Annotated in this window: 21 protein-coding genes; 8 read left to right on the top strand and 13 right to left on the bottom strand. The window is 33.2% G+C overall.

Translation table 11 applies throughout. The features are described 5' to 3' along the window. The 3 genes from C8N41_RS09390 to C8N41_RS09380 all read right to left on the bottom strand — a co-directional run bounded on the left by C8N41_RS09390 (position 1) and on the right by C8N41_RS09380 (position 6,615). Positions 1-1,665, bottom strand: coding sequence for an amidohydrolase (locus C8N41_RS09390; RefSeq protein ID WP_115839082.1), 1,665 nt, complete (start codon positions 1,663-1,665; stop codon positions 1-3). A gap of 147 nt (positions 1,666-1,812) precedes the next feature. Beyond that, the gene (locus C8N41_RS09385; RefSeq protein ID WP_115839081.1) at positions 1,813-3,537 is read right to left on the bottom strand and encodes a porin family protein; all 1,725 of its coding nucleotides are present in this window, start codon (positions 3,535-3,537) and stop codon (positions 1,813-1,815) included. Positions 3,538-3,594: 57 nt separating this feature from the next. Then, positions 3,595-6,615 carry a tetratricopeptide repeat protein gene (locus tag C8N41_RS09380; RefSeq protein WP_394364701.1) on the bottom strand — a complete coding sequence of 1,007 codons (3,021 nt, stop codon included), beginning with the start codon at positions 6,613-6,615 and terminating at the stop codon, positions 3,595-3,597. A 286-nt stretch (positions 6,616-6,901) separates the two neighbouring features. On the opposite strand from C8N41_RS09380, the gene trpA reads away from it, so the two are divergent. The 5 genes from trpA (at position 6,902) to C8N41_RS09355 (ending at position 9,651) form a co-directional block, all read left to right on the top strand. Next, positions 6,902-7,672 carry a tryptophan synthase subunit alpha gene (gene trpA / locus C8N41_RS09375; RefSeq protein WP_115839079.1) on the top strand — a complete coding sequence of 257 codons (771 nt, stop codon included), beginning with the start codon at positions 6,902-6,904 and terminating at the stop codon, positions 7,670-7,672. 98 nt (positions 7,673-7,770) lie between these two features. Further along, positions 7,771-7,914, top strand: coding sequence for a hypothetical protein (locus C8N41_RS16945; protein WP_170137110.1), 144 nt, complete (start codon positions 7,771-7,773; stop codon positions 7,912-7,914). A 62-nt stretch (positions 7,915-7,976) separates the two neighbouring features. Then, on the top strand, positions 7,977-8,201 hold the full coding sequence (locus tag C8N41_RS09365; protein ID WP_115839077.1) for a hypothetical protein: 225 nt from the start codon (positions 7,977-7,979) through the stop codon (positions 8,199-8,201). Beyond that, positions 8,191-8,643 carry a tRNA (cytidine(34)-2'-O)-methyltransferase gene (locus C8N41_RS09360; RefSeq protein ID WP_092446907.1) on the top strand — a complete coding sequence of 151 codons (453 nt, stop codon included), beginning with the start codon at positions 8,191-8,193 and terminating at the stop codon, positions 8,641-8,643. The genes C8N41_RS09365 and C8N41_RS09360 overlap by 11 nt, the downstream gene beginning before the upstream one ends. 117 nt (positions 8,644-8,760) lie before the next feature. After that, positions 8,761-9,651 carry a YitT family protein gene (locus C8N41_RS09355; RefSeq protein WP_244266668.1) on the top strand — a complete coding sequence of 297 codons (891 nt, stop codon included), beginning with the start codon at positions 8,761-8,763 and terminating at the stop codon, positions 9,649-9,651. Positions 9,652-9,685: 34 nt separating this feature from the next. On the opposite strand, the gene C8N41_RS09350 is transcribed toward C8N41_RS09355, so the two are convergent. The 4 genes from C8N41_RS09350 to C8N41_RS09335 all read right to left on the bottom strand — a co-directional run bounded on the left by C8N41_RS09350 (position 9,686) and on the right by C8N41_RS09335 (position 12,420). Continuing rightward, entirely contained in the window at positions 9,686-9,913 is a 228-nt protein-coding gene (locus C8N41_RS09350; RefSeq protein ID WP_092446906.1) for a VF530 family protein, read from the bottom strand. An 88-nt stretch (positions 9,914-10,001) separates the two neighbouring features. Further along, positions 10,002-10,217, bottom strand: a complete 216-nt coding sequence (locus C8N41_RS09345) for a DUF6500 family protein (RefSeq protein WP_092446905.1) — start codon at positions 10,215-10,217, stop codon at positions 10,002-10,004. A gap of 3 nt (positions 10,218-10,220) precedes the next feature. Further along, positions 10,221-11,507, bottom strand: coding sequence for a DEAD/DEAH box helicase (locus tag C8N41_RS09340; RefSeq protein ID WP_115839076.1), 1,287 nt, complete (start codon positions 11,505-11,507; stop codon positions 10,221-10,223). Between the two features lie 112 nt (positions 11,508-11,619). Next, a complete protein-coding gene (locus C8N41_RS09335; protein ID WP_317124576.1) occupies positions 11,620-12,420 on the bottom strand; it encodes a tryptophan-rich sensory protein in 801 nt (266 codons plus the stop codon). A 184-nt stretch (positions 12,421-12,604) separates the two neighbouring features. On the opposite strand from C8N41_RS09335, the gene C8N41_RS09330 reads away from it, so the two are divergent. Then, on the top strand, positions 12,605-13,171 hold the full coding sequence (locus C8N41_RS09330; protein WP_115839074.1) for a hypothetical protein: 567 nt from the start codon (positions 12,605-12,607) through the stop codon (positions 13,169-13,171). A 63-nt stretch (positions 13,172-13,234) separates the two neighbouring features. On the opposite strand, the gene C8N41_RS09325 is transcribed toward C8N41_RS09330, so the two are convergent. The 4 genes from C8N41_RS09325 to C8N41_RS09310 form a co-directional block, all read right to left on the bottom strand. Continuing rightward, positions 13,235-13,954 (bottom strand): hypothetical protein, encoded by a 720-nt coding sequence (locus C8N41_RS09325; protein ID WP_092446901.1) that lies wholly within the window; start codon positions 13,952-13,954, stop codon positions 13,235-13,237. A gap of 15 nt (positions 13,955-13,969) precedes the next feature. After that, on the bottom strand, positions 13,970-14,728 hold the full coding sequence (gene yaaA / locus C8N41_RS09320; RefSeq protein ID WP_115839073.1) for a peroxide stress protein YaaA: 759 nt from the start codon (positions 14,726-14,728) through the stop codon (positions 13,970-13,972). A 182-nt stretch (positions 14,729-14,910) separates the two neighbouring features. Then, positions 14,911-15,945: an RluA family pseudouridine synthase gene (locus C8N41_RS09315; protein ID WP_092446899.1), complete on the bottom strand. Its 1,035-nt coding sequence runs from the start codon at positions 15,943-15,945 to the stop codon at positions 14,911-14,913. Positions 15,946-15,954: 9 nt separating this feature from the next. Beyond that, on the bottom strand, positions 15,955-16,503 hold the full coding sequence (locus C8N41_RS09310; protein ID WP_092446898.1) for a PASTA domain-containing protein: 549 nt from the start codon (positions 16,501-16,503) through the stop codon (positions 15,955-15,957). Between the two features lie 149 nt (positions 16,504-16,652). Here C8N41_RS09310 and C8N41_RS09305 point away from each other — a divergent pair, with 149 nt between their 5' ends. Beyond that, positions 16,653-17,630, top strand: coding sequence for a D-alanine--D-alanine ligase (locus C8N41_RS09305; RefSeq protein ID WP_092446897.1), 978 nt, complete (start codon positions 16,653-16,655; stop codon positions 17,628-17,630). Between the two features lie 63 nt (positions 17,631-17,693). Beyond that, a complete protein-coding gene (gene coaD, locus C8N41_RS09300; RefSeq protein WP_092446896.1) occupies positions 17,694-18,149 on the top strand; it encodes a pantetheine-phosphate adenylyltransferase in 456 nt (151 codons plus the stop codon). Here the strand turns inward: coaD and C8N41_RS09295 are convergent. Next, positions 18,142-18,792 (bottom strand): response regulator, encoded by a 651-nt coding sequence (locus C8N41_RS09295; RefSeq protein WP_115839072.1) that lies wholly within the window; start codon positions 18,790-18,792, stop codon positions 18,142-18,144. The two genes, coaD and C8N41_RS09295, sit on opposite strands and share 8 nt — an antisense overlap. Before the next feature lie 167 nt (positions 18,793-18,959). After that, complete coding sequence (locus C8N41_RS09290) at positions 18,960-20,900, bottom strand: tetratricopeptide repeat-containing sensor histidine kinase (protein ID WP_170137109.1); 1,941 nt, start codon at positions 20,898-20,900, stop codon at positions 18,960-18,962. Between the last annotated feature and the right edge of the window lie 103 nt (positions 20,901-21,003).

The raw sequence follows: 21,003 nt of genomic DNA, 5'->3' as shown, positions 1-21,003 counted from the left end.
TTATTGAATTTCGCCACCCACAACTGTTTTCACCACTTTAATCTCTGGAATCTCAGCAACTGGAACAGACATTATATCCTTATCTAACACAATAAAATCTGCAAATTTACCAACTTCGATACTTCCTTTTTCGTGCTCTTCAAAATTAGAGTAAGCAGCCCAAATGGTCATTCCTTTTAAGGTTTCTTCTCTACTTAATCCGTTTTCTATTTGAAAACCACCTATAGGAAACCCTTTTAAATCTTGCCTTGCTACAGCCGCATAAAACGTTAAGAAGGGACTCACCTGCTCTACCGGAAAATCTGTTCCTAATGCCACTTTACCGTAAGCATCTAACAACTGTTTGTTGGCATAAGCTCCTTTTAACCGTTCTTCTCCAATTCTTTCTTCTGCCCAATACATATCGCTAGTGGCATGTGTCGGTTGAATTGAAGGCATTATGTTTTTATACATTTCAAAATCTTGTTGAGATACAATTTGTGCATGTTCCACGCGCCAACGTTTATTTTCTTTTCCTTTAAGAACTTTAGTATATGTCTCTAAAACAGCTTTATTTGCTGAATCACCGATAGCATGCGTATTCATTTGAAATTCTGTATCTGCAATTCGTTCTGCAGAAGTTTTTAAAGTTTCTAAATCTGTAACCATTAATCCTAAATGACCTGGTTTATCACTATAAGGAACTTTGAGCATTGCGCCTCGAGATCCTAAGGCACCGTCCGCATAGAACTTAAAAGAACGAACATTTAAACGTTCTGTTTTTGTGATTCCTTTATCTAAAAAGTGATCTAAATTAGACTCAGAAGCAGAAACCATAGCATAAATACGCATTTTTAAATCTCCAGCTACTTGAAGACTGTCTATAATTTTAATTGTTTCTTTATCTAATCCTGCATCATCTACCGTTGTTAATCCCAAGTCAAAACAAATTTTTTGTGCTTCTAGCAAGGCATTGACCATTTCGTTTCTATTAGGATTTGGCCAATGATTCATCACCAAGGATTCTGCATTATCTATTAATATACCTGTGAGTTCTCCATTTTCCACAAGCACTTCTCCTCCTTCTATTTTTGAATTTACAGTGACATTCCCTAAGTCTAAAGCGGCTTGATTTGCTAATAAAGCATGACCATCGATACGCAATAATACGATGGGTGTTTCAGGATATAATTTATCTAATAAACGTTTGTTTGGATACGCTTTGTCTTCCCAATCATTCTGATCCCAACCTCCACCGTAAATAAACTCCTTGTTATTTTCATTCTGAAAGTTTAAAACGCGTTTTACCATATCTTCAAAACTCTTAGTACCTACCAAATTTACAGCTTGTTGATTAAGTCCTAAACCTAAAAAGTGACAATGTGCATCTATAAATCCTGGCACAATAGTTTGGCCTTCTGCGTTTAAAGTATCATTGGCTTTATATGTTTCACTAATTTCAGACGTTGTGCCGACTGCAATAATCTTTCCGTCTTTTACTACAAATGATTCTGCTTTACTGAATGCTTCATCTACAGTGTAGATATTGGCATTAGTAACTATTAGGTCCGCTTGCTGTTTTTCCTTTTCACATGCGCATAAAACACAAATAGTGCATAATAAAACGGTTTGTCTACTTTTTTTTAGAATATTTATAAACGTTTGTTTGTAAGACTGAGATTTCATGAGTTGTTAGGTTTAGTAATACGTAAAAATAAGAAAAGCGCTCCGAAATGGAACGCTTTTCTGTTATTACCAGACTTTGTCTATAATTTTACTAGCTACTTTGTTGTACTTAGCCGATATACTTACAAAGTCCGTGGTGGTTGTTTCTTAAAAATCGAATTGATAAGTTGCACCTGCTAAAACTTGTAATCCTTGCACCGGAAAGTTTAACCAACGCTCATAATTCTGACTCGCAATATTGTTGGCTTTAGCAAAAACAGACAATTGATCGTTTATCTTATAACCTACATGTGCATTGATATCAAAATAACTGTCTAAAGAGACTGTTGTAACTGTATTATTTAATTCGTTTAGTTCATCAACATACATGCTTTGATCTTTACGTTCTCCTACAAAGAAGATACTAGAACCAGCAAACCATTTCTCCGAAATCTGATAATCCATAAATAAAGATGCTGTGAGGTCTGGCATATTCCAAGCTTCAGATTGATTATCTGTACTATATGTAAAAAATTCACCTTTTACACCTAAAGTAAAGTTTCTATTAAAGTCCACATTTAATTCACCTGCTATTGAAAAGGTGGTCACATCATCGTAAGCTACATTGAACGAATTTCCAAACTGATATTCTGTTAATGGATCATTTGAAGCCGGATTAGATGTATACATGGCTTTATTCTTTTCTGAAGTATAGTTCGCTTTTAAGTTATACCCGATACTATTTGTCAGTTTTCCTTTTACACCTACAAAAGTTTTATACTGCTGATCGGTTGGAGTAATAAATAACGAAGGTGATACAAACGGATTTTCATTTGCAAAATCGTAATAAGAATTCTGAATTAAATCTCCTTTAAGTCCACCATAAGCAATTAATATTTCATCAACCAAACGGTAAGACGCCTCAATATTTGGATATATAAAAAATTTACTATCACTATACTCTGTATCATTAAAATATACAAACTTCACACCTAAGTCTAATGTTAAATCCTCTTGATGCATTTGGTACGAAGGCGCCAAACCTAATGATACATTTCCATAATTAATTTCACTTATATTTTCTAAATCTCTATCGAAAGAACCACCTAAGTAATCGATGGATACTTCAGCATTAATAAGCTCTCCTTGCACAGGTACATCTACACTAGATTTAGCCACTAATCTATTTTCGGCAGAATCGTGATTATCACCAAAACGTCTAAAACGCAGACTTGCATCTTTTACAATGGCATCTTCAAAATCAATTTTACCACCAAAGTAAAGGTCGTTGTACGTTTGGCCTGCATCCATACCATCTAAGTCATTTGCCTCATAATATTCTAGTGGCACACCGTACCAATTGTAGGTTTGTAAATTAAATCCACCATCAACTTGCCATGTATAATCTCTGTCGCTTTTTTTGTAATAGGCATTTAATTTGGTCTTAGAAAAATTATCATCTAATACTACATCATCGATGCCACCTTGCGACGAGTGGTGACTAAAATAACCTCCAATATTTTCGTCTCTACTTAATTCATGATTAAGGTACACTTCGCCCAAAATAGTGGTGTAAGAGCCAATTCCCAAAGAGGCATAATTGTCGTATAATTTTACAGCTTTAGCTCTCTCTACCGTTGCTGCCTTTCCTTTTGCTGGTGTAAAGGTTGAGGCTACAGGAATTGAAAAAATATTATACTTAATCTCCTTCTTCTTTACCGCATTTGAATCACTCAACTTTGGATTGTCCTTAATTTTAAAAGCATCCGAAATTGTTGGTGTATATGGTTTTATAACGTTAACAGTTTGGTTTGCTATAGTGTCTTTTTCTTGAGCATGACTAAAAGTTAAACTTAAAGTGAAAATTGCTAAAATTATATGTTTAATTTTCATGTGTATTTATTTGATTGCACTTCGACTGCGCTCAGTGTGACATATGTCTATCTAGCACTAATTGTCGTCTGTTTCGATTGATGAATTTGTTTTTGCTTCCTCTGCTTTTATTTTGCTTAATTCTTGTTTTGCCTCATTTACAACCTCTGTAAAATCTGGAAAGTTGCTTATCACACTTTCTAATATATATGTGGCTTGAAACGCATCGCCTAAGGCATAAAAATTCTTAGCCATAACCACTAGACCTTTGGCACTATAGAGCTTATAACTTCCGTAATCCTTAACTAATTTTTGAATAGTTTCATTTGAAACTTCATACGCTCCTTCTTTATTTTTAAAGTAGCCATTGTAAAATAAAGCTTCAGCAGCAACACTTCCTGTGGCAATTTTTTCAACCTCCTCATAGGCGGTTTTTGCTTTCGATTCGTTTCCTGTTTTAATAGCAGAACGTGCAATGGTCAATTTTGCATCACTTTTTACTTTGTTATCTAATTTTGCATTGCTTAATACTTTTTCAGCATAGCTTTCTGCCTTAACGTAATCTTCCGTTTGGTAATAGGCATTCATTAAATTAGATTGTGCATAGATGACATTCTGCGGATAATCGGCTTCAATTTCTAATCGTTGTAATACCGGAACGGCTTTTTCCCAATTAGAATTACTCAAGTAAATTTCACTAAGCTTTACTACAGCTTGTTCTGTGTATTCAGATTTTGGTGACTCAACAACAGCCTTATAATGCGGCAGAGCATTATCGTATAAGTCCTTCTTGTAGTACAATTGCGCCACATAGAAATGTGCTTTTAAACTGTGAATACCATTAGGAAACTGATTTAAATATTTATTAAATTGACGAATCGCTTTATCCGTTTCGTTATCTAAATATGGTTTTTCTGCAGCCAAATAGGTGGTGTTGTCTAATTCTACATCCGAAACTTCAACATAATCTAACGTTCGTACCCAATTTGCGTATTCTTCAACACGACCTAGATCGATATAAATTAAGCGTACTGTTGAAACCGCTTGCACAGCTTCACCAGAACCAGGAAAATCTGTTGCTACTTTTTTAAACTTTGTTAAGGCACGTGTATTATCATTGTCATTGTAGTATACCAATCCTTGTCGCAACAAGGCTTTAGACGTAAATGCACTCGCTTTATATTCAGAATTTAAACGATCGTACATTTGCATGGCTTTGTCCGTATCATTAGATTTTACATATGAATTTGCCAATTCGTACATCGCATCATCGCGTAATGCTGATTTTGGATAGGTATTGATAAACGATTTTAATTCAGCTATTTTTTCAGAACCTTTTCCTAAATACCCTTGACTCATCGCTTTTTGAAATGCAGCATAATCGGTTTCAATTTCATTAATCTGAATCGCTTTATTATAAGCCTCAATGGCATCATTATAATTACTCGATACAAAATATCCATCAGCCAATCTTAAATAGGCATCATTTTGGCGCAACTTGTCGTTAGGTTTTTGAGAAATAAACTTTTCAAAATAGAGCGACGCATTGGTATAGTCTTTCAACTTAAAATAAGTGTAGGCTAAGTTATAGTTTAGGTTTTCATTTTCTGATAACCCTGAAGATTCACTAAACCCATTAAACTGTTTAAAACCAATTAAAGCATCATTATAATTAGATAAATTATATTCGGTTTCAGCTTTCCAAAATGTCGCTTTTGCCACAAAAACAGGATCTATAGGTTCCTTTAAAGAGCCTTTAAAAAGTGATAAAGCTTCATTATATTTATTTTCATTATAAAACTCTACAGCTCTAAAAAAGGCGACTTTTTGATAAGCTGCTTTGTTCTCAAAACTATTTTTGCCCTTTAATAACTCTAACGCCTCCTTATAATTTTTTGAAGTTATATAAGAATCGATTAGCAAGGTCTCAATTTCATCTTTATAATTGGTATTAGGGTATTGCTCTAAATAACCGGTTAGAACTTGTGGCACGGATTGGTATGGGTTTCCAATATCGTAACTAATCTTTGCATAGTTTAACCAAGCATCTTCTTGAATTTTTAAATCAAACTCCATCTGAGACGCATTTCTAAAAGCATTTAAAGCTTCTTGTTTTTTATCTAAGTTAATATAACTCTCACCCAAATGGTAATACGCATTTTGTGCCACAGCATTGTTTCCTCCAATTATTTTGTTGAATTCTGAAATGGCACTTTCAAAATCATTTTGCTTATAATGTGCATAACCCAATTGGTAATAGTCCGTATTATTCCATTTGCGTTTTTTGCCTTTATAAGCTTTTAAATACGGAATTGCTTCAGCATATTTTCCGAGATTAAAATAGCTTTCGCCAATAATTTTTGATAATTCAGACTGCTCTGCTGCCGTGCTTTTTGGTAATTGGGCTTCGGCTAATTCTATCGCTTTTTCAAATTTTCCGAGTTTAAAATTTAAGTCTGCCTGATAATACGATAACTTTTCCTTATATTTTTCGTTATCGCTAACTTGATCAAAATACTCATTTGCCGTATCATAATCATCACCTTGATACGCCATAAAGCCAATATAATATTTAGCCTGAGAACCGTACTCTTTAGAATTTACAACCCGATTTAAATATTTTGTCGCTTTCTTTTCATCTTTTGTAGAATACAAGGCATAACCATAATTAAAGTTAAAACGCTCCTTTTCGGCTAAAGCCATATTACGTTCATCTACTTTATCGTACCATTTGCGCGCATAGGCATATTTTCCGTTATTAAAATAATAATCTGCGACATCTAAAAACGCTGTATTTTTTTTAGTACTTGTGGGATAGTCCTCCACAAACTCAGTAATAAGGTTATCAGCATTGTTCTGATTTAGCCTTACGGCACAATTCGCAATATAATAGGCACAATCCGATTCTATTGTAGCATCATTTGTTGTAGACTTTACATCGTCGAATAACGCCTGTGCGGCTTTAAATTGTTTATTATTGTATAAAGTTAACGCCTTTTGATAGTCTTGCAAATCACTAGTATAAATCGCTGATTTTTGCGCCATACCAACTGAAGATATAATAAGAAAAACGATGATTAACTGTTTTTTGATGCACATCATTTGATAAGTGTTTTTATGGATGATTGTATATTGTTACAAATATAATTCAATACCAAATCTATAACGATAGAATTTGTTTATAATTATGCACGGAGTTATTAAATATACCACGTGGTGTTTAAGACACACACCCTTAAGATACACATTGGTATTCTATAGAAGATAACATCAATAAGTGATAATGTTGCTACGAATGCTTATAATCTCTCAGTTTTTCTGTAAATTGGCTGCTTATTTAGTACTTAGAATCCTGATCATTATTCAGATTAATAAAACATAAATTTTGAACAGAATAAACCAAAAATTAAACGAAGACCATAAGCTTTTATCTATATATTTTACTGCAGGCTATCCTAACATTAATGATACCGTAAGTATTATTGAAAATCTTGAAAAAAGTGGTGTAGACCTATTAGAGATTGGCTTACCGTTTAGTGATCCTCTTGCTGACGGCCCAACTATACAAGCAAGTTCTACAAAGGCATTGCAAAACGGCATGACGAGCGCGCTGTTATTTGAGCAATTAAAAGATATTAGAAAAACGGTTTCCATTCCTTTGATTATAATGGGTTATTTTAACCCAATGTTGCAATATGGTGTGGAGGCTTTTTGCAAAAAATGCCAAGAAATTGGAATTGATGGTCTTATAATACCAGATTTACCAGTAGATGTCTATCATTCCGAATACAAATCAACGTTCGAAAAATATGGCTTAATTAATGTCTTTTTAATTACACCTCAAACCTCAGAAGAGCGCATTCGCTATATAGATTCGGTATCAAATGGATTTATTTATATGGTTAGTTCAGCGAGTGTTACAGGAAGTAGCTCTGGCTTTGGCGATGAGCAAACCTCATATTTTAAGCGCATTGCAGATATGTCTTTAAAGAATCCTCAAATAATAGGATTTGGCATTTCTAATCACGAAACCTTTACACAAGCTACGCGCTATAGCAAAGGTGCAATTATAGGAAGTGCTTTTATTAAACACTTAACTGAAAAAGGTACAGAACATATTGACGATTTTGTAACGTCTATACGTCGTAAATCCTAAAACTATTTAACATTTATCTACCTGATTTTATGAAAGCCTTATGACATAAAGTGCCCGTTGTTTTTTATCTTATTGCTGAACCTAAAAACATAGAAATCATGGGAATTATAAAAGATAAAAAAAAGTTTAAAACTACAAAAACTCAAAACAATCCGACCAATCCTACGGCCAACGTAAATCAGGAAACCAATGAGTTTGACATTGATAAAGACACTATAAAAAGTCAGCAGAAAAAAAAGTAATTGCTGAAAACTAAAAATTGAAAAGTCTATTCATATCTTTGAATGGACTTTTTATTTATACGATGAAATTACTCAACGATTGGAAATTAATAATCTTACTCTGCTTAACTTTAGGCTTAGCACCTTTTTTTCCAGAACCACATCTTTTAGGTAAAATACGGTGGATTGCAGGAGGTGCAGTCGCAATGGCTTTTAAAGATTGGTTAGATGTGGTATTTCATGGCTTGCCATTTGTATTATTAATCCGATTAATATTTATTAAACTCACACAAAAAAATGCCGCTTAATATTGTACTCATAGAACCTGAAATCCCAAATAATACAGGAAATATAGGTAGATTAGCATTAGCTTCAGGGTCTACATTACACTTAGTAAAACCATTTGGATTTGAAATTGATGACAAACGCTTAAAACGTGCAGGACTCGATTACTGGCAGCACCTAGAAGTGATTTATTATGACAATATGGAAGCGTTTTTCCAAAAAAATAAAAATGCTAAAATGGTGTTTTTATCAAGTCATGGCACACAGAATCATTGGGACATTAAATTTGAAGATGACATGTTTTTGGTATTCGGTAAAGAATCAGTTGGCTTACCAAAACCATTAATAGAACGTTATGCCTCTCAACTTTTTAAAATTCCTTTATATAGCACATCTATTAGAAGTTTAAATTTAGCGAATGCCGTGAGCATTATTGTCTACGAAGGTTTAAGACAGATAAAATAAGGAATTGCAGCTTTTAGAAAGTTGATATTTCGGTTTTAATAAAATTCGAAATATCTCCTTCAAACATCATCTAGTTAAAATGGTTTTTGTAACTTTTCCTGAACAAAACCTTCAAATTTGAAACACTCCAAGCGGTATAATTTTTTTTCAGAATTAACTCAAATTGTCCTTGGCATCATTTTAGCCAGCATTGGCTTAAAAGCTTTTTTACTACCTAATGGTTTTATGGATGGTGGAGTTACAGGAATTGCACTACTCGTAAACAGGCTTATTGGTGTAGACATCTCTTTACTACTCATTATTTTTAGTTTACCATTTTTAATTCTTGGCTACTATACGGTTTCTAAACGCATTGTTATAAAATCGGTACTGAGCATTCTCGGTTTTGCCTCTTTAATCCACTTTGGTAATTATGATACCATAACCGATGATAAACTACTTATTTCTATTTTTGGAGGTCTGTGTTTAGGAGGTGGAATTGGTATTGCAATTAGAAACGGTTCCGTCTTAGATGGATCAGAAATCTTAGGAATTTATCTCAACGACAAATTTGGCTTAAGCATAGGAAGAGTCATTTTGATGTTTAATATTATCTTATTTAGTATTACAGCGCTCGTGGTCTCTTTAGAAATTGCACTGTATTCCATTCTTACCTACATTGTAACTGCTAAAGTAACGGATATGACCATTGAAGGTTTTGAAGATTTTATCGGTGTTACAATAGTGTCTAATCATTATGCAGAAATAAAGCACGCAATTATGATTGAATTAGGTGTAGGCCTAACCACTTACAAAGGTTCTAAAGGATTTGGTAGCAAAGGACCTCAACAAGATTTTGATATCATTCACACCATAATTAACCGAATTGACATTAAAAAAATGCATCGTATTATCGAAGACATTGACGAAAACGCATTTATTGTTGAGTTTGATGTAAACAATGTTAAAGGAGGAGTCTTACGCCATTATTTAGATAAGAAAAAAGGAAAGACATTACCCATAATGTGATTGCAATAAAGTGATAACCTTTAAAGGCTATTATCTATTTCGGGTTCTTTTTTAAATATTCTAAATACATACGCTCAACTTTAGTGCGTGCCCAAGGTGTACGTCTTAGAAACTTTAAACTCGATTTAACGGAAGGGTCGTGGGTAAAACAGCGAATGTTAATTTGGTAACCCATATACTCCCACCCATAGTGCGCTTGTAAATCAGTGATAATCTGTTCAAGCTTTACTCCGTGAAGTGGGTTGTTAGGTTGTGTTGACATCGTTTTTCTTTGTCATTCTTGCGAAAGCAGGAATCTGTTTTTTTTTAATACTTAATTGAATCCCTGTCTGCACAGGAATATCAACAAACTAATAATTTTGCATCAATTCCTTAATCTTTACTGCTTTTTCAAAATGGTCTAATTGATGCGTTTCTATCCACCATGTTGCGGCTTCCATTAACATTTTTGGATTATCATTTTTATTCTTAAAAAACGCATAAAATGAAATTCCAACATTAGCCCCTTTCTGAGCAATCTTTTTATCGCAAACTTCTATAATTTTATCTTTTAAAGCTGATGTCATAGCTTAACGTCTATTACTACTATTTTTATTTCGACTTCTACTTTTGTTACGATCAGAATTAGAGTTTCTGGAATTATTAGAACTCTTAGTGTTAGAACTTCTACGACGTCCCTGATTTCTATTTTGCCCAGGTTTTATAGGTTCTGTAGAAGCATTAGGATCGGGTTCAAAACCTTCAATTATTTCAACGTTAATTTTCTCACCAATTAATTTTTCAATACCTTTAAGATATAACGTTTCATCAGCACTAACCAGAGACATCGCCTCACCTTCTGCACCTGCTCTTCCTGTTCTACCAATTCTATGTACATAGTCTTCGGCAATATTTGGTAATTCGAAATTGATAACATGTGGCAACAATGGTATATCTAAACCTCTCGCTGCAATATCTGTAGCTACAAGCACTCTAATAGAGTTGTTTTTAAAACCGGCTAAAGCTTTTGTTCGCGCACCTTGGCTTTTATTACCATGAATCGCTGCGGCAGTAATACCAGAGCTAATCATTTTTTTACACAGCTTATTCGCTCCGTGTTTTGTTCTTGTAAATACTAAAACTTGTTTCCAGTCTCCTTCAGCAATTAATTTAATAATTAAACCTGTTTTTTTACCCTTAGCCACACGATATACCTTTTGCTTTATCACTTCAACAGCTGTATTTTCTGGAGTGGCTTCAACTTGCACAGGATTATTAAGGATGGAATACGCTAATTTCTTGATGTCCTTAGAAAACGTTGCAGAGAACATAAGATTCTGTCGTTTTTTAGGAATCAATTTCATAACGCGTTCAATATCACGCAAAAAACCCATATCTAACATACGGTCAGCCTCATCTAAGACAAAAATTTCAACTTTATTTAAAGACAATAGTCCTTGGTTTTCGAGATCAATTAATCGTCCTGGTGTGGCCACCAAAACATCAACCCCTTGACGTAATTTATTAACCTGTGGTTTCTGATTCACACCACCAAAAATAACGGTACTTCTAATGTTTAGAAACTCGCTATACTCTTTAACGTTGGCAAAAACTTGAGCGGCCAATTCTCGTGTTGGAGTTAAAATTAAGGCTCTAATTGGTCTGTGTCTTTGCTCTGCACCTTGTGATAATAGATGGAGCATCGGTAAGGTAAAGCCTGCTGTTTTTCCTGTTCCGGTTTGAGCCGAAGCCAAAACATCTTTTCCTTCTAGTACTGAAGGAATGGCTTTTGCTTGAATTGGAGATGGTGTTTCGTATCCTTTTTTCTGGATAGCTTGTAGTAAAGGCTCAGATAAGCCTAATGATTTAAATGACATAAATAGTGTTTATGAAGCAAACGCTATTTATTTAGGTCACTCCTTTTAATTTGGCGCAAGTTACGTCTATTTTAAGCCTGACTCTAGTAAAATGCTTATTATCTTCTAAATCCTATGATTTCTTCCATTCCTGAAATTTAATAAGCGGACTGGTATCACGGTTTTTAAATCCATGAATACTACTACTTATAATCAACAAAGCAGCACTGAAAAAAGCTATATACATTAACAATTCATTGTTTAAACTATTAGCATTTCCTATACCTATTAAAGCCCATGCACCAACAAGGGCAAACTCTCTCATATTTCGTTTCCAAGTGACGATGACGTTAATAACGACGGCTATTAAGACCAGCAAAATAGTCCAAATGGTGGCTGAAATACCAAAACCATCCCAACCTATTTTTACTAAATAGGTAGCGACATTTGCTATACTCGCCACAGTAACCCAACCAGAATATATTACAAATGGCCACCAAACAAAAGTTATAATGGGTAAAGGCTCATCATCTAACTCCATTCTATTATTCAATACAATTTTTAAAAGTGAAAACAGTAAGAGAAAAATAAAAACACAAGACAATAAGGTATATTCGTAAATCCAAGCAAATACCCAAAGCGAGTTATATATACATGAGATAATGAACCACCAACCTGTTCTCATAACTACAGCATCATTATTAACCTTTACAAATAAGCTTCGCCCTTGATAAATCGCAAATCCAATAAGTAGTAGGTAAATAATTCCCCAAATTGCAAAAGTATATCCTGCTGGAGTAAATAAAGAGCTATAAGTATTAGAGACTTCACCAATGGTAGTGTTATTTAAAACACCAGTGTTAGACAGGTAATTAACAGCAATAGTTAAAATTAGCGCAATAATATTTCCAATTTGTAGTGTTTTTTTCATCATTAAATTTTGCTCTAATTTAAGATTTGTACAGCATTAGTTTAACTTATTTTCTCTATTCTTTAACCTAAACACGATTATAGTGCAGTGTAAAGATGCTTAAATATGAGTCCGTGGTCTCTATCAGATAACTATTAAGAATTCATGTATATTAGCTGGGCTTACAATTATTTACCAAAATGTTATTATGAAAACCTTAATTTTCCTTTTACTTCTATTTCCTTTACATGGATTAGGCCAAGAACAAACCAATTCTGAAATTTTCTGGGAGCAATTAAAAACGCATTGCGGAAAAGCTTATGAAGGTGTTGTTACAGCAGGAGGTAAAGAAGGAGACGGATTTACAGGAAAATCTTTAGTAATGCATGTGCGATCTTGTGATACCGACACCATTAGAATTCCTTTCTTTGTAGGAGATGATAAATCACGAACTTGGGTCTTGCATATAAATGACGATAAAATACTAGGTCTTAAACACGATCACAGACATAAAGATGGCACTGAAGAGGAACTTACACAATATGGAGGTACTAGTGTTAATCAAGGATTACCATACTTACAAATGTTTCCTGCCGATGTACATACTTCTAGCATAATACCTGCAGCTTCTTCAAATGTCTGGTGGTTTACTATTGATGACACTAGCTTTACATACAATCTTCGTCGTATAGGAACTGATCGCCTATTTTCTGTACGTTTTGACATAACCAAGACCATTGAAACACCAGAAGCTCCTTGGGGAATAGAAGATTAACCCAACGTAGTTAGAAATTAAATTTCACTTTTTAATTAACAAACTTAGACATAATTTAAAATACTATAGTTTAGACAACAGACGCTGTACCTCAGCAATAGTTGAACCATAAAGTTTTCTATTGGGCTTCGTTAAACGTTTAGATTCTGTTGAAATCTCTTCTAAAAGCGCCTTCCCTTCTCTATTTCTATCATTTTCTAGATAAAATTTCGCAAGCTCTAGACGCTCGGCATAGTTAGAGTACGGTCTATCTATTTGCTTAAGCTGTATTTCGGCCTCATCAGTTCTTCCTTTTCTATTTAATGCTAAACCATAACAGAACTGTGGTATAGACCCTTTAAATTCTGAACTTTCTTTTATATACTCTGCCTGTTCAATTACACTTTCATAATCATTGATTTGAAAATAACATTGTACTAATTTTTGCCTTGCATAATAGTCATCCTGAACAGTATCATCTAAGGTTTGTTTATAATTTAAAATAGCATTCGAAAAATCTTTAAACTTAAAATATGCATCGGCTAACGCCATTCTATTAGCATATGTATCTACAAATTGTAGCCTCTTTTCTAAATCTTTAATCTGTTTTGTGGGATTGAGAACTGTTGTAATCCCTTCCTGAATTTTTTCAGCATCACGCCTGTTATATATCTGAGTAATGATATAAATTAAGGATCCTATGGCAGGAATAAAAAAGATAAGAAAATACCAGTAGTAAGGTTTACTATTTTTATAAGCATGGTATAGACAATACACCTGAACAACTATAAGTAAGTAATACATATTTACGGTTATCTTTTATCTTGTAAACACCAATTCGTGTTCAGAAGATAATGCTTCACTAAACCCGTAGTTTTCATAATTAAAGCCTTTAATATCCTCTATGGTTTTGGCATTTGTATCAATGATATAACGCGCCATTAATCCTCTAGCTAATTTAGCAAAAATGGCTATAATTTTATATTTATCATTTTTAAATTCTTTAAAAGCCACATTTATAACAGGCACCTTTAAAGCTTTAGTATCTATGGCTTTAAAATATTCATTACTAGCCAAGTTTAGAAAAATCTCATCTTCTTCTAACTCGTCATTTAAGGCTTTGGTCACTTTCTTTTTCCAGAATTCATATAAATTTTTATTTTTTCCCACAGGCATTTTAGTTCCCATTTCTAAGCGGTAAGGCTGTATTAAATCTAACGGTTTTAGAACACCGTATAAACCAGATAAAATTCTAACAGTGTCTTCTACTTTATCTAGTTTTTCTATAGGAATGTTGTACGCATCTAAGCCTCTATACACATCTCCACTAAAGGCATATATTGCAGGTCTGGCGTTATCTTTTGTAAAAGGTAATGCCCATTCTTGGTTACGCTGATAGTTTAACTGTCCTAAATTATCTGAAATATGCATTAGCTTAGAAAGACTCTTAGCGGACTTCTTTTTTAATATTTTATTTAAACGTTCTGCTTCATCTAAAAAAATACCATCTGTAGTTTTTGTCGTTGGCAGTGTAGTTTCGTAATCTAAAGATTTTGCTGGTGATAGTGCTAGTTTCATGCTTTGCTGAATTTATTTCAGTAACGACATCCTGCACAAACAAGATGACATTAAAGGTTCTTCTATTATTTTCTTTCTCTATGTAAAAATACGATGATAAAGAAAGAGTTTCAAGTATTAATGAGAACTAATTGTGATAGTGATATAAGTAATCTCTATATAAAATAAGAAGCTAAAATTAACTAATCCATGTGCTTGGCATAGTGTCTCCACTTCTCAACGCACTGTGCTATATCTTCAGGAATATCGGATTCAAATTTCATAAATTCTCCCGTCGTTGGGTGAACAAACCCTAGTGTTTTTGCATGTAGTGCTTGCCTTGGTAAAATTTTAAAACAGTTATCTACAAACTGCTTATATTTTGTAAAAGTGGTCCCTTTTAAGATACGTTCGCCTCCATAACGTTCATCATTAAATAAGGTATGACCAATATGTTTCATGTGTACACGGATTTGATGTGTACGCCCTGTTTCAAGCTTACAACTTACTAAAGTTACATACCCTAATCGCTCTATTACTTTATAATGTGTTACTGCTGGTTTTCCATGTTCTTCATCATCATCTAGGAATACCGTATTCTGCAATCTATTTTTAGGATGGCGTCCAATATTACCTTCAATAGTACCTTCATCATCTTTCACATTTCCCCAAACTAAAGCCACATATTCACGTTCACTTGTTTTTTTAGCAAACTGATCGGATAAATGCGCCATAGCCTGTTCCGTTTTAGCTACAACCAATAAGCCACTGGTATCTTTATCTATACGATGTACCAATCCTGGTCTTTCACTAGAATTGTTGGGTAGATTTTCAAAATGAAAAATTAAACCATTAATTAAAGTTCCAGAATAATTGCCGTGACCTGGATGCACCACCATACCTGCTGGTTTATTAACCACAAGTAAATCGTCATCTTCGTATACCACATCAATAGGAATATCTTCAGCAACTAGAAGGTTCTCGTGTGGTGGATGCTCAAACTTTACCGTAATATAGTCGTTGGGTTTTACCTTGTAATTAGATTTTACAGGAACGTCGTTCACAAAAATACTTCCATCTTTAGCGGCAGCCTGAATTTTATTTCGCGTAGCGTTTTCAATAAAATTCATTAGGTATTTATCGATACGAAGCGGTTGCTGACCAGCCACAACTCTAAAGGCGTGGTGCTCGTATAATTCGTTTTCGTCTTCGTTTGAAATATCAGGAATATTTGGCATTATGTTTATTTATAGTTTACCGTTACCTAATACCAAGTCTATCTTAGATGTTAAGGGTAATAATGTACCAGGTGTTAAAGGCTTACCTTTGTGAGACATTGAGATGACTCCTTCTCCAATAGCATCTTTATAGGTGATTTCACCGATTTCAAATTCTAAAGCCTCTAACTGAGGTTTGGCTTGTCTAAAGGTACGTTTCAAAATGTTTGGCACTTCGACCTTACGGTAACCAGAAGGGTTTAATATTAAATAAATGGTTCTGTTTTCTTTTACATGAGCTCCGGCTTTCGGACTTTGTTCAATCACAGAAAACTTAGGATATTTTGGGTTATAATTAGCTGAATCTTGTATCTCCATAGCTAAATCATGATCCTTTAATTCTATCCCAACTGTTTCTAAGGATTTCCCTTTTAGGTCTGGTACCACCACAAACTCTCCGTGATTTGTAGTAATAGCTAGCCATTTTAAAGCTATAAAACCTAATACAACCAACGCTACAATAGCTAACGCCAATTGTTTAAAAAACACTTTACTGGTAAGAAACTTAACAAAACTCATATGCAAATAATTGTTGACAAAACTAAGAAATAATAACGACACAAAAATAAAATACGTATGAATTAGAGAATTAGATTATTGAAAATAAATGATACTTTTACGCTACGGCTTTTTAAACTTAAAAGACACCCAATTTTTGGGCCTAATAGATGAAGAAAAATATTGCAATTATAATGGGAGGCTATTCTAGCGAATACAAGATTTCCCTTTTGAGTGGCGATGTAGTTTACAACACACTTAATAAAGATAGCTATAATGCTTATCGTATACATATTTTTGAAAACAAATGGGTATTTGTTAATGATAATGATGAAGAATTCCCAATTGATAAAAACGATTTCTCAGTTGTAGTAAATGAAACTAAAATACAATTTGATTGCGTTTTTAATGCTATCCATGGTTCTCCAGGAGAGGATGGTTATATGCAAGGCTATTTTGAATTGTTAAAGATGCCACAAACAAGCTGTTCTATGTACCAAGCAGCATTAACGTTTAATAAACGCGATTTATTAGCCACTTTAAAACCTTATGGCATTAAAACAGCAGAAAGTTACCACCTTAATCTTGGTGACCCTCTTAATGAAGAAGACATAATCGCTAAAGTGGGACTACCATGTTTTGTTAAAGCAAATAAGGCAGGAAGCAGTTTTGGAATCTCAAAAGTCTATAAAAAAGAAGATTTGAAAGCTGCAGTAGAAAAATCCTTTAAAGAAGATAACGAAATTATTATTGAACAATTTTTAGATGGTGTTGAAGTTTCCGTAGGTGTTATTTCATATAAAGGTGAAACTCTTGTGTTACCTATTACCGAAATTGTTTCAGAAAATGATTTTTTTGATTATGAAGCTAAATATCTAGGACAATCGCAAGAAATTACTCCAGCTCGTATATCTGAAGAGTATGCTAATAAAGTAAGATTAGAAGCTAAAAGGATTTTCGAAATTTTAAAAATGAAAGGATTTTCGCGAAGTGAATTTATTTTTAAAAATGACGAACCATATTTATTAGAAGTAAATACTGTACCAGGTTTAACCAAAGAAAGTATTTTACCACAACAAGCAGAAGAAGCCAATATTAGCCTAGAAGACTTATTTGGGAACGCTATTGAAGAAGCTTTGAATAAATAATAATTATATTTGAAACTCATACAAGTATCCACTATTTAGCGTGGAAACTACAAAATTACTGTAATGAAACGAGCACTATTTCCTGGATCATTTGACCCTATAACAAATGGCCATTTCGATATTATAAAACGTGGTATTAAATTGTTTGATGAAGTGGTTGTGGCTATTGGTATCAATGCCGAAAAAAAATATATGTTTTCTCTAGACCAAAGAAAAAAGTTTATTGAAGACGCCTTTAAACACGAATCTAAAGTAAAAGTTGTGACTTACAAAGGCTTAACAATTGATTTTTGTAAAGAAATTGATGCCGAATTTATATTAAGAGGCTTAAGAAATCCTGCGGACTTTGAATTTGAAAAAGCCATTGCGCATACCAATCGAAAACTCTCTAAAATTGAAACTGTCTTTTTACTCACCGCTTCTAAAACGTCTTTTATCTCATCATCGATAGTACGCGATGTGATTAGAAACAATGGTGATTATACCGTTTTGGTTCCGGAAAGTGTTAGGGTTATATAATATTGTTTCGCCTCGCTTTTTGTACGGCTTCTAATTTATTGTGAACTTGAAGCTTTCGGTATATATTTTCAATATGTTTTCTAATAGTGCCCGTAGAAAGAATAAGGTTATCTGCAATAGCATTATAACTTAAGCCTTTGCTTAATTGCTCTAAGACATCAATTTCACGCTCGGTAAGTTTTATGGCCTCTATATCTGTTGAATTTGTAGACACAAATGGTTTTCTTAATAATTTTAAAGTCTTTAGAGCAATTGAAGGATTCATAGCAGCACCACCATTTAAGGTTTCTAAAATTCCTGAATGTAAATCTCTTGCATTAATTTCTTTTAGCAAATAACCATCCGCACCAGCTTTTATGGCATTAAAAATATGTTCGTCATTATCAAAAACAGTGAGCATTATAATTTTTATATGAGGGTATTTTTGTTTGACTATCTCTGTAGTTTCAATACCATTTAGCACTGGCATTTCTATATCCATTAAAATTAAATCGAGATTATGGTTGCGTTTTAGTTGTTCTAATAAATCAGATCCATCTAAGGCACTGAACTTTACATTTAAATCGTCAAAAAACGACAACTTTTCTTCAACGGTTTTAATTAAAAACGAATTATCATCTACTATTGCTATTTTTATTTTCAAATCTTTTGCTTTTTAGTTATCACTTGTCAACCTCTTTTTATTCTTAGATCAACAAATTGTTAGTTTTTAAGTTTATGCCCACCTTTTTTAAATTGAACTTAACTCGATTCGCTACGATTCAAATCAGATATTCTGTATAAACCCAAATAAATCTTCATTTACGCACCTTATAAATATAAGGTTACCTCCGTACCTTTCTGTAATTCTGATGCTATCTTTACATCACCACCAATATCTTGTGCGCGTTTTTTCATATTACGCAATCCATTTCCTAAGGTTACCTGAGAGACCATAAAACCTATGCCATCATCAATTATTTTTATAATAAACCGGGACTCTTTTTGAGAAATTGACACTGTTATTCTATTGGCTTCTGCATACTTTAAAGCATTATTAATAGCTTCTTGAGTAATTCTGTAAATATTCATACCATCGGTAGAAGTAAAAACATGATTTGTATCTACCAATTCGTTCACCTTAAAATTAAATAGAATATTTTGAGAGGCAAGATTAGCTTTATCGATAAAGTTAGAAATACGCACCTGAAGATCATCTAATGAAATTTCAGTTTTATTAAGAGCCCAAATAGTATCTCGTAATTCATAAATGGTATCGGATGCAAAATCACTAATAGCCGTTAATTTATTATTTAGATTAGGATTTTTTATATCAAAAACAAATTTCAAATTGTCAATAGAAGAAATTATAAACGTGAGTTGCGCCCCTATATTATCGTGTAAATCTCTGCTAATTCTTAAGCGCTGTTCTTGCAACTTATTCTGAGTTTCTATTTTTAATAAAGCGTCTTTAAGTTCATTCTCTTTTTGCAGCTGTGCATTTTTTATTTTTTGCTGATTGTAAAACAGCCCGCCAACAATACTAAGTAAAACAGCAAAGCCTATGAGACTCCATAATTGATAATTCCGTTTTTGAATTAATAAATCACGCTCTGCAATTTTTGCACGTTGTAATAAAATTTCTGTTTCTTTTTTTTCAGTTTCGTATTTTATTTCTAAGTCTGCTATTTTTTCCGCATTAACTTCTGAGAAAATAGAATCTTTTAAGACGATATATTCAGATTTTAAATGTCTTGCTTTTTCAAAATCGTCTAGCATATAATGGCTTTCTGCACTAGTTAAATACAAATCGGCTGCTACCAATTTTATATCGGGATAGGTATCAGTAAGCGCAAAGCCTCTTTCTATATAATTTAGGGCTAGCTTAGGTTTATTCTTTTCATTGTAGAGACTAGCAATATTATTATAAATAGATAATAAACTCTTCTCATCTGCTTTAAAATGACTTGCTCTATCTAAAGCTTTTAAATATGTTTTTAAAGCTAACTCATGGTTGTTTTGTATGTAATACGCATTGGCCAGATTATCTAAAAGCCTATAATAATCTATTAAATTATTTGTTTTCTTTGTCAATGCTATGCCTTGTTTGAAGTAAACAATAGCTTCCTTTGTTCGCCCTAAATCCTTAAGATTTATTCCTATATTATTTAAAGACGCTATTTGATCGTTTTCTAATTTATATTTCTCTCTAACAGCTAAAGCTTTTTTATGATACTCTAAGGCTTTCTCACTAAGATTCATCTCTTGGTAAATTAAACCAATATTATTGAGAGCCGCACCGGTAGACTTTTCATTGTTACGAGACACATCTATGCGATAAGATTGAAAAAAATAATCTAACGCTGTATCGTAATTACCTCGGTTCCAATTAAACATCCCTAAGTTGTTAACACACATAGATTCGATATTTTGAAACTTATGCTGCCGACTTAACTGCAGGGCTTTTTCAAAATAATATTTAGCCGAATCTGACTGCCCTGTCACATCCATATAGATACCTTGCGTATTTATAAGTTCTGTGAGTCCAAAATTGAATTTAGCAGTATTAGCAAGCGCTTTACCTTCTCTTATAATTTCTATGGCTTTACTAGGTTCATTGAAAATATAACTAAAAGCCACTTTATTATACAGTCGTATCTTAATAGAATCGTTAGGGTTTTGTTTTGCGTTAAGAAGTAAACTATCTAAATTTTGAGACCAAACAATATTTGTAAATAAACCCAAAACTAGAAATCCAATAATTTTATTCATATAATAGAAGTTTTGTGTAATAGTATCACAACCCAATACTGACCTTAATAAGCTATATTTTAACATATTACTAATGAAATATAACATTTATTTATCGTGCTAC

Origin of the sequence: Winogradskyella sediminis, from assembly GCF_003387355.1 — a bacterium.
Taxonomy (GTDB): domain Bacteria; phylum Bacteroidota; class Bacteroidia; order Flavobacteriales; family Flavobacteriaceae; genus Winogradskyella; species Winogradskyella sediminis.
The sequence above is the reverse complement of the archived record's forward strand: the minus strand, read 5'-3'. Positions and strand labels throughout refer to the sequence as shown.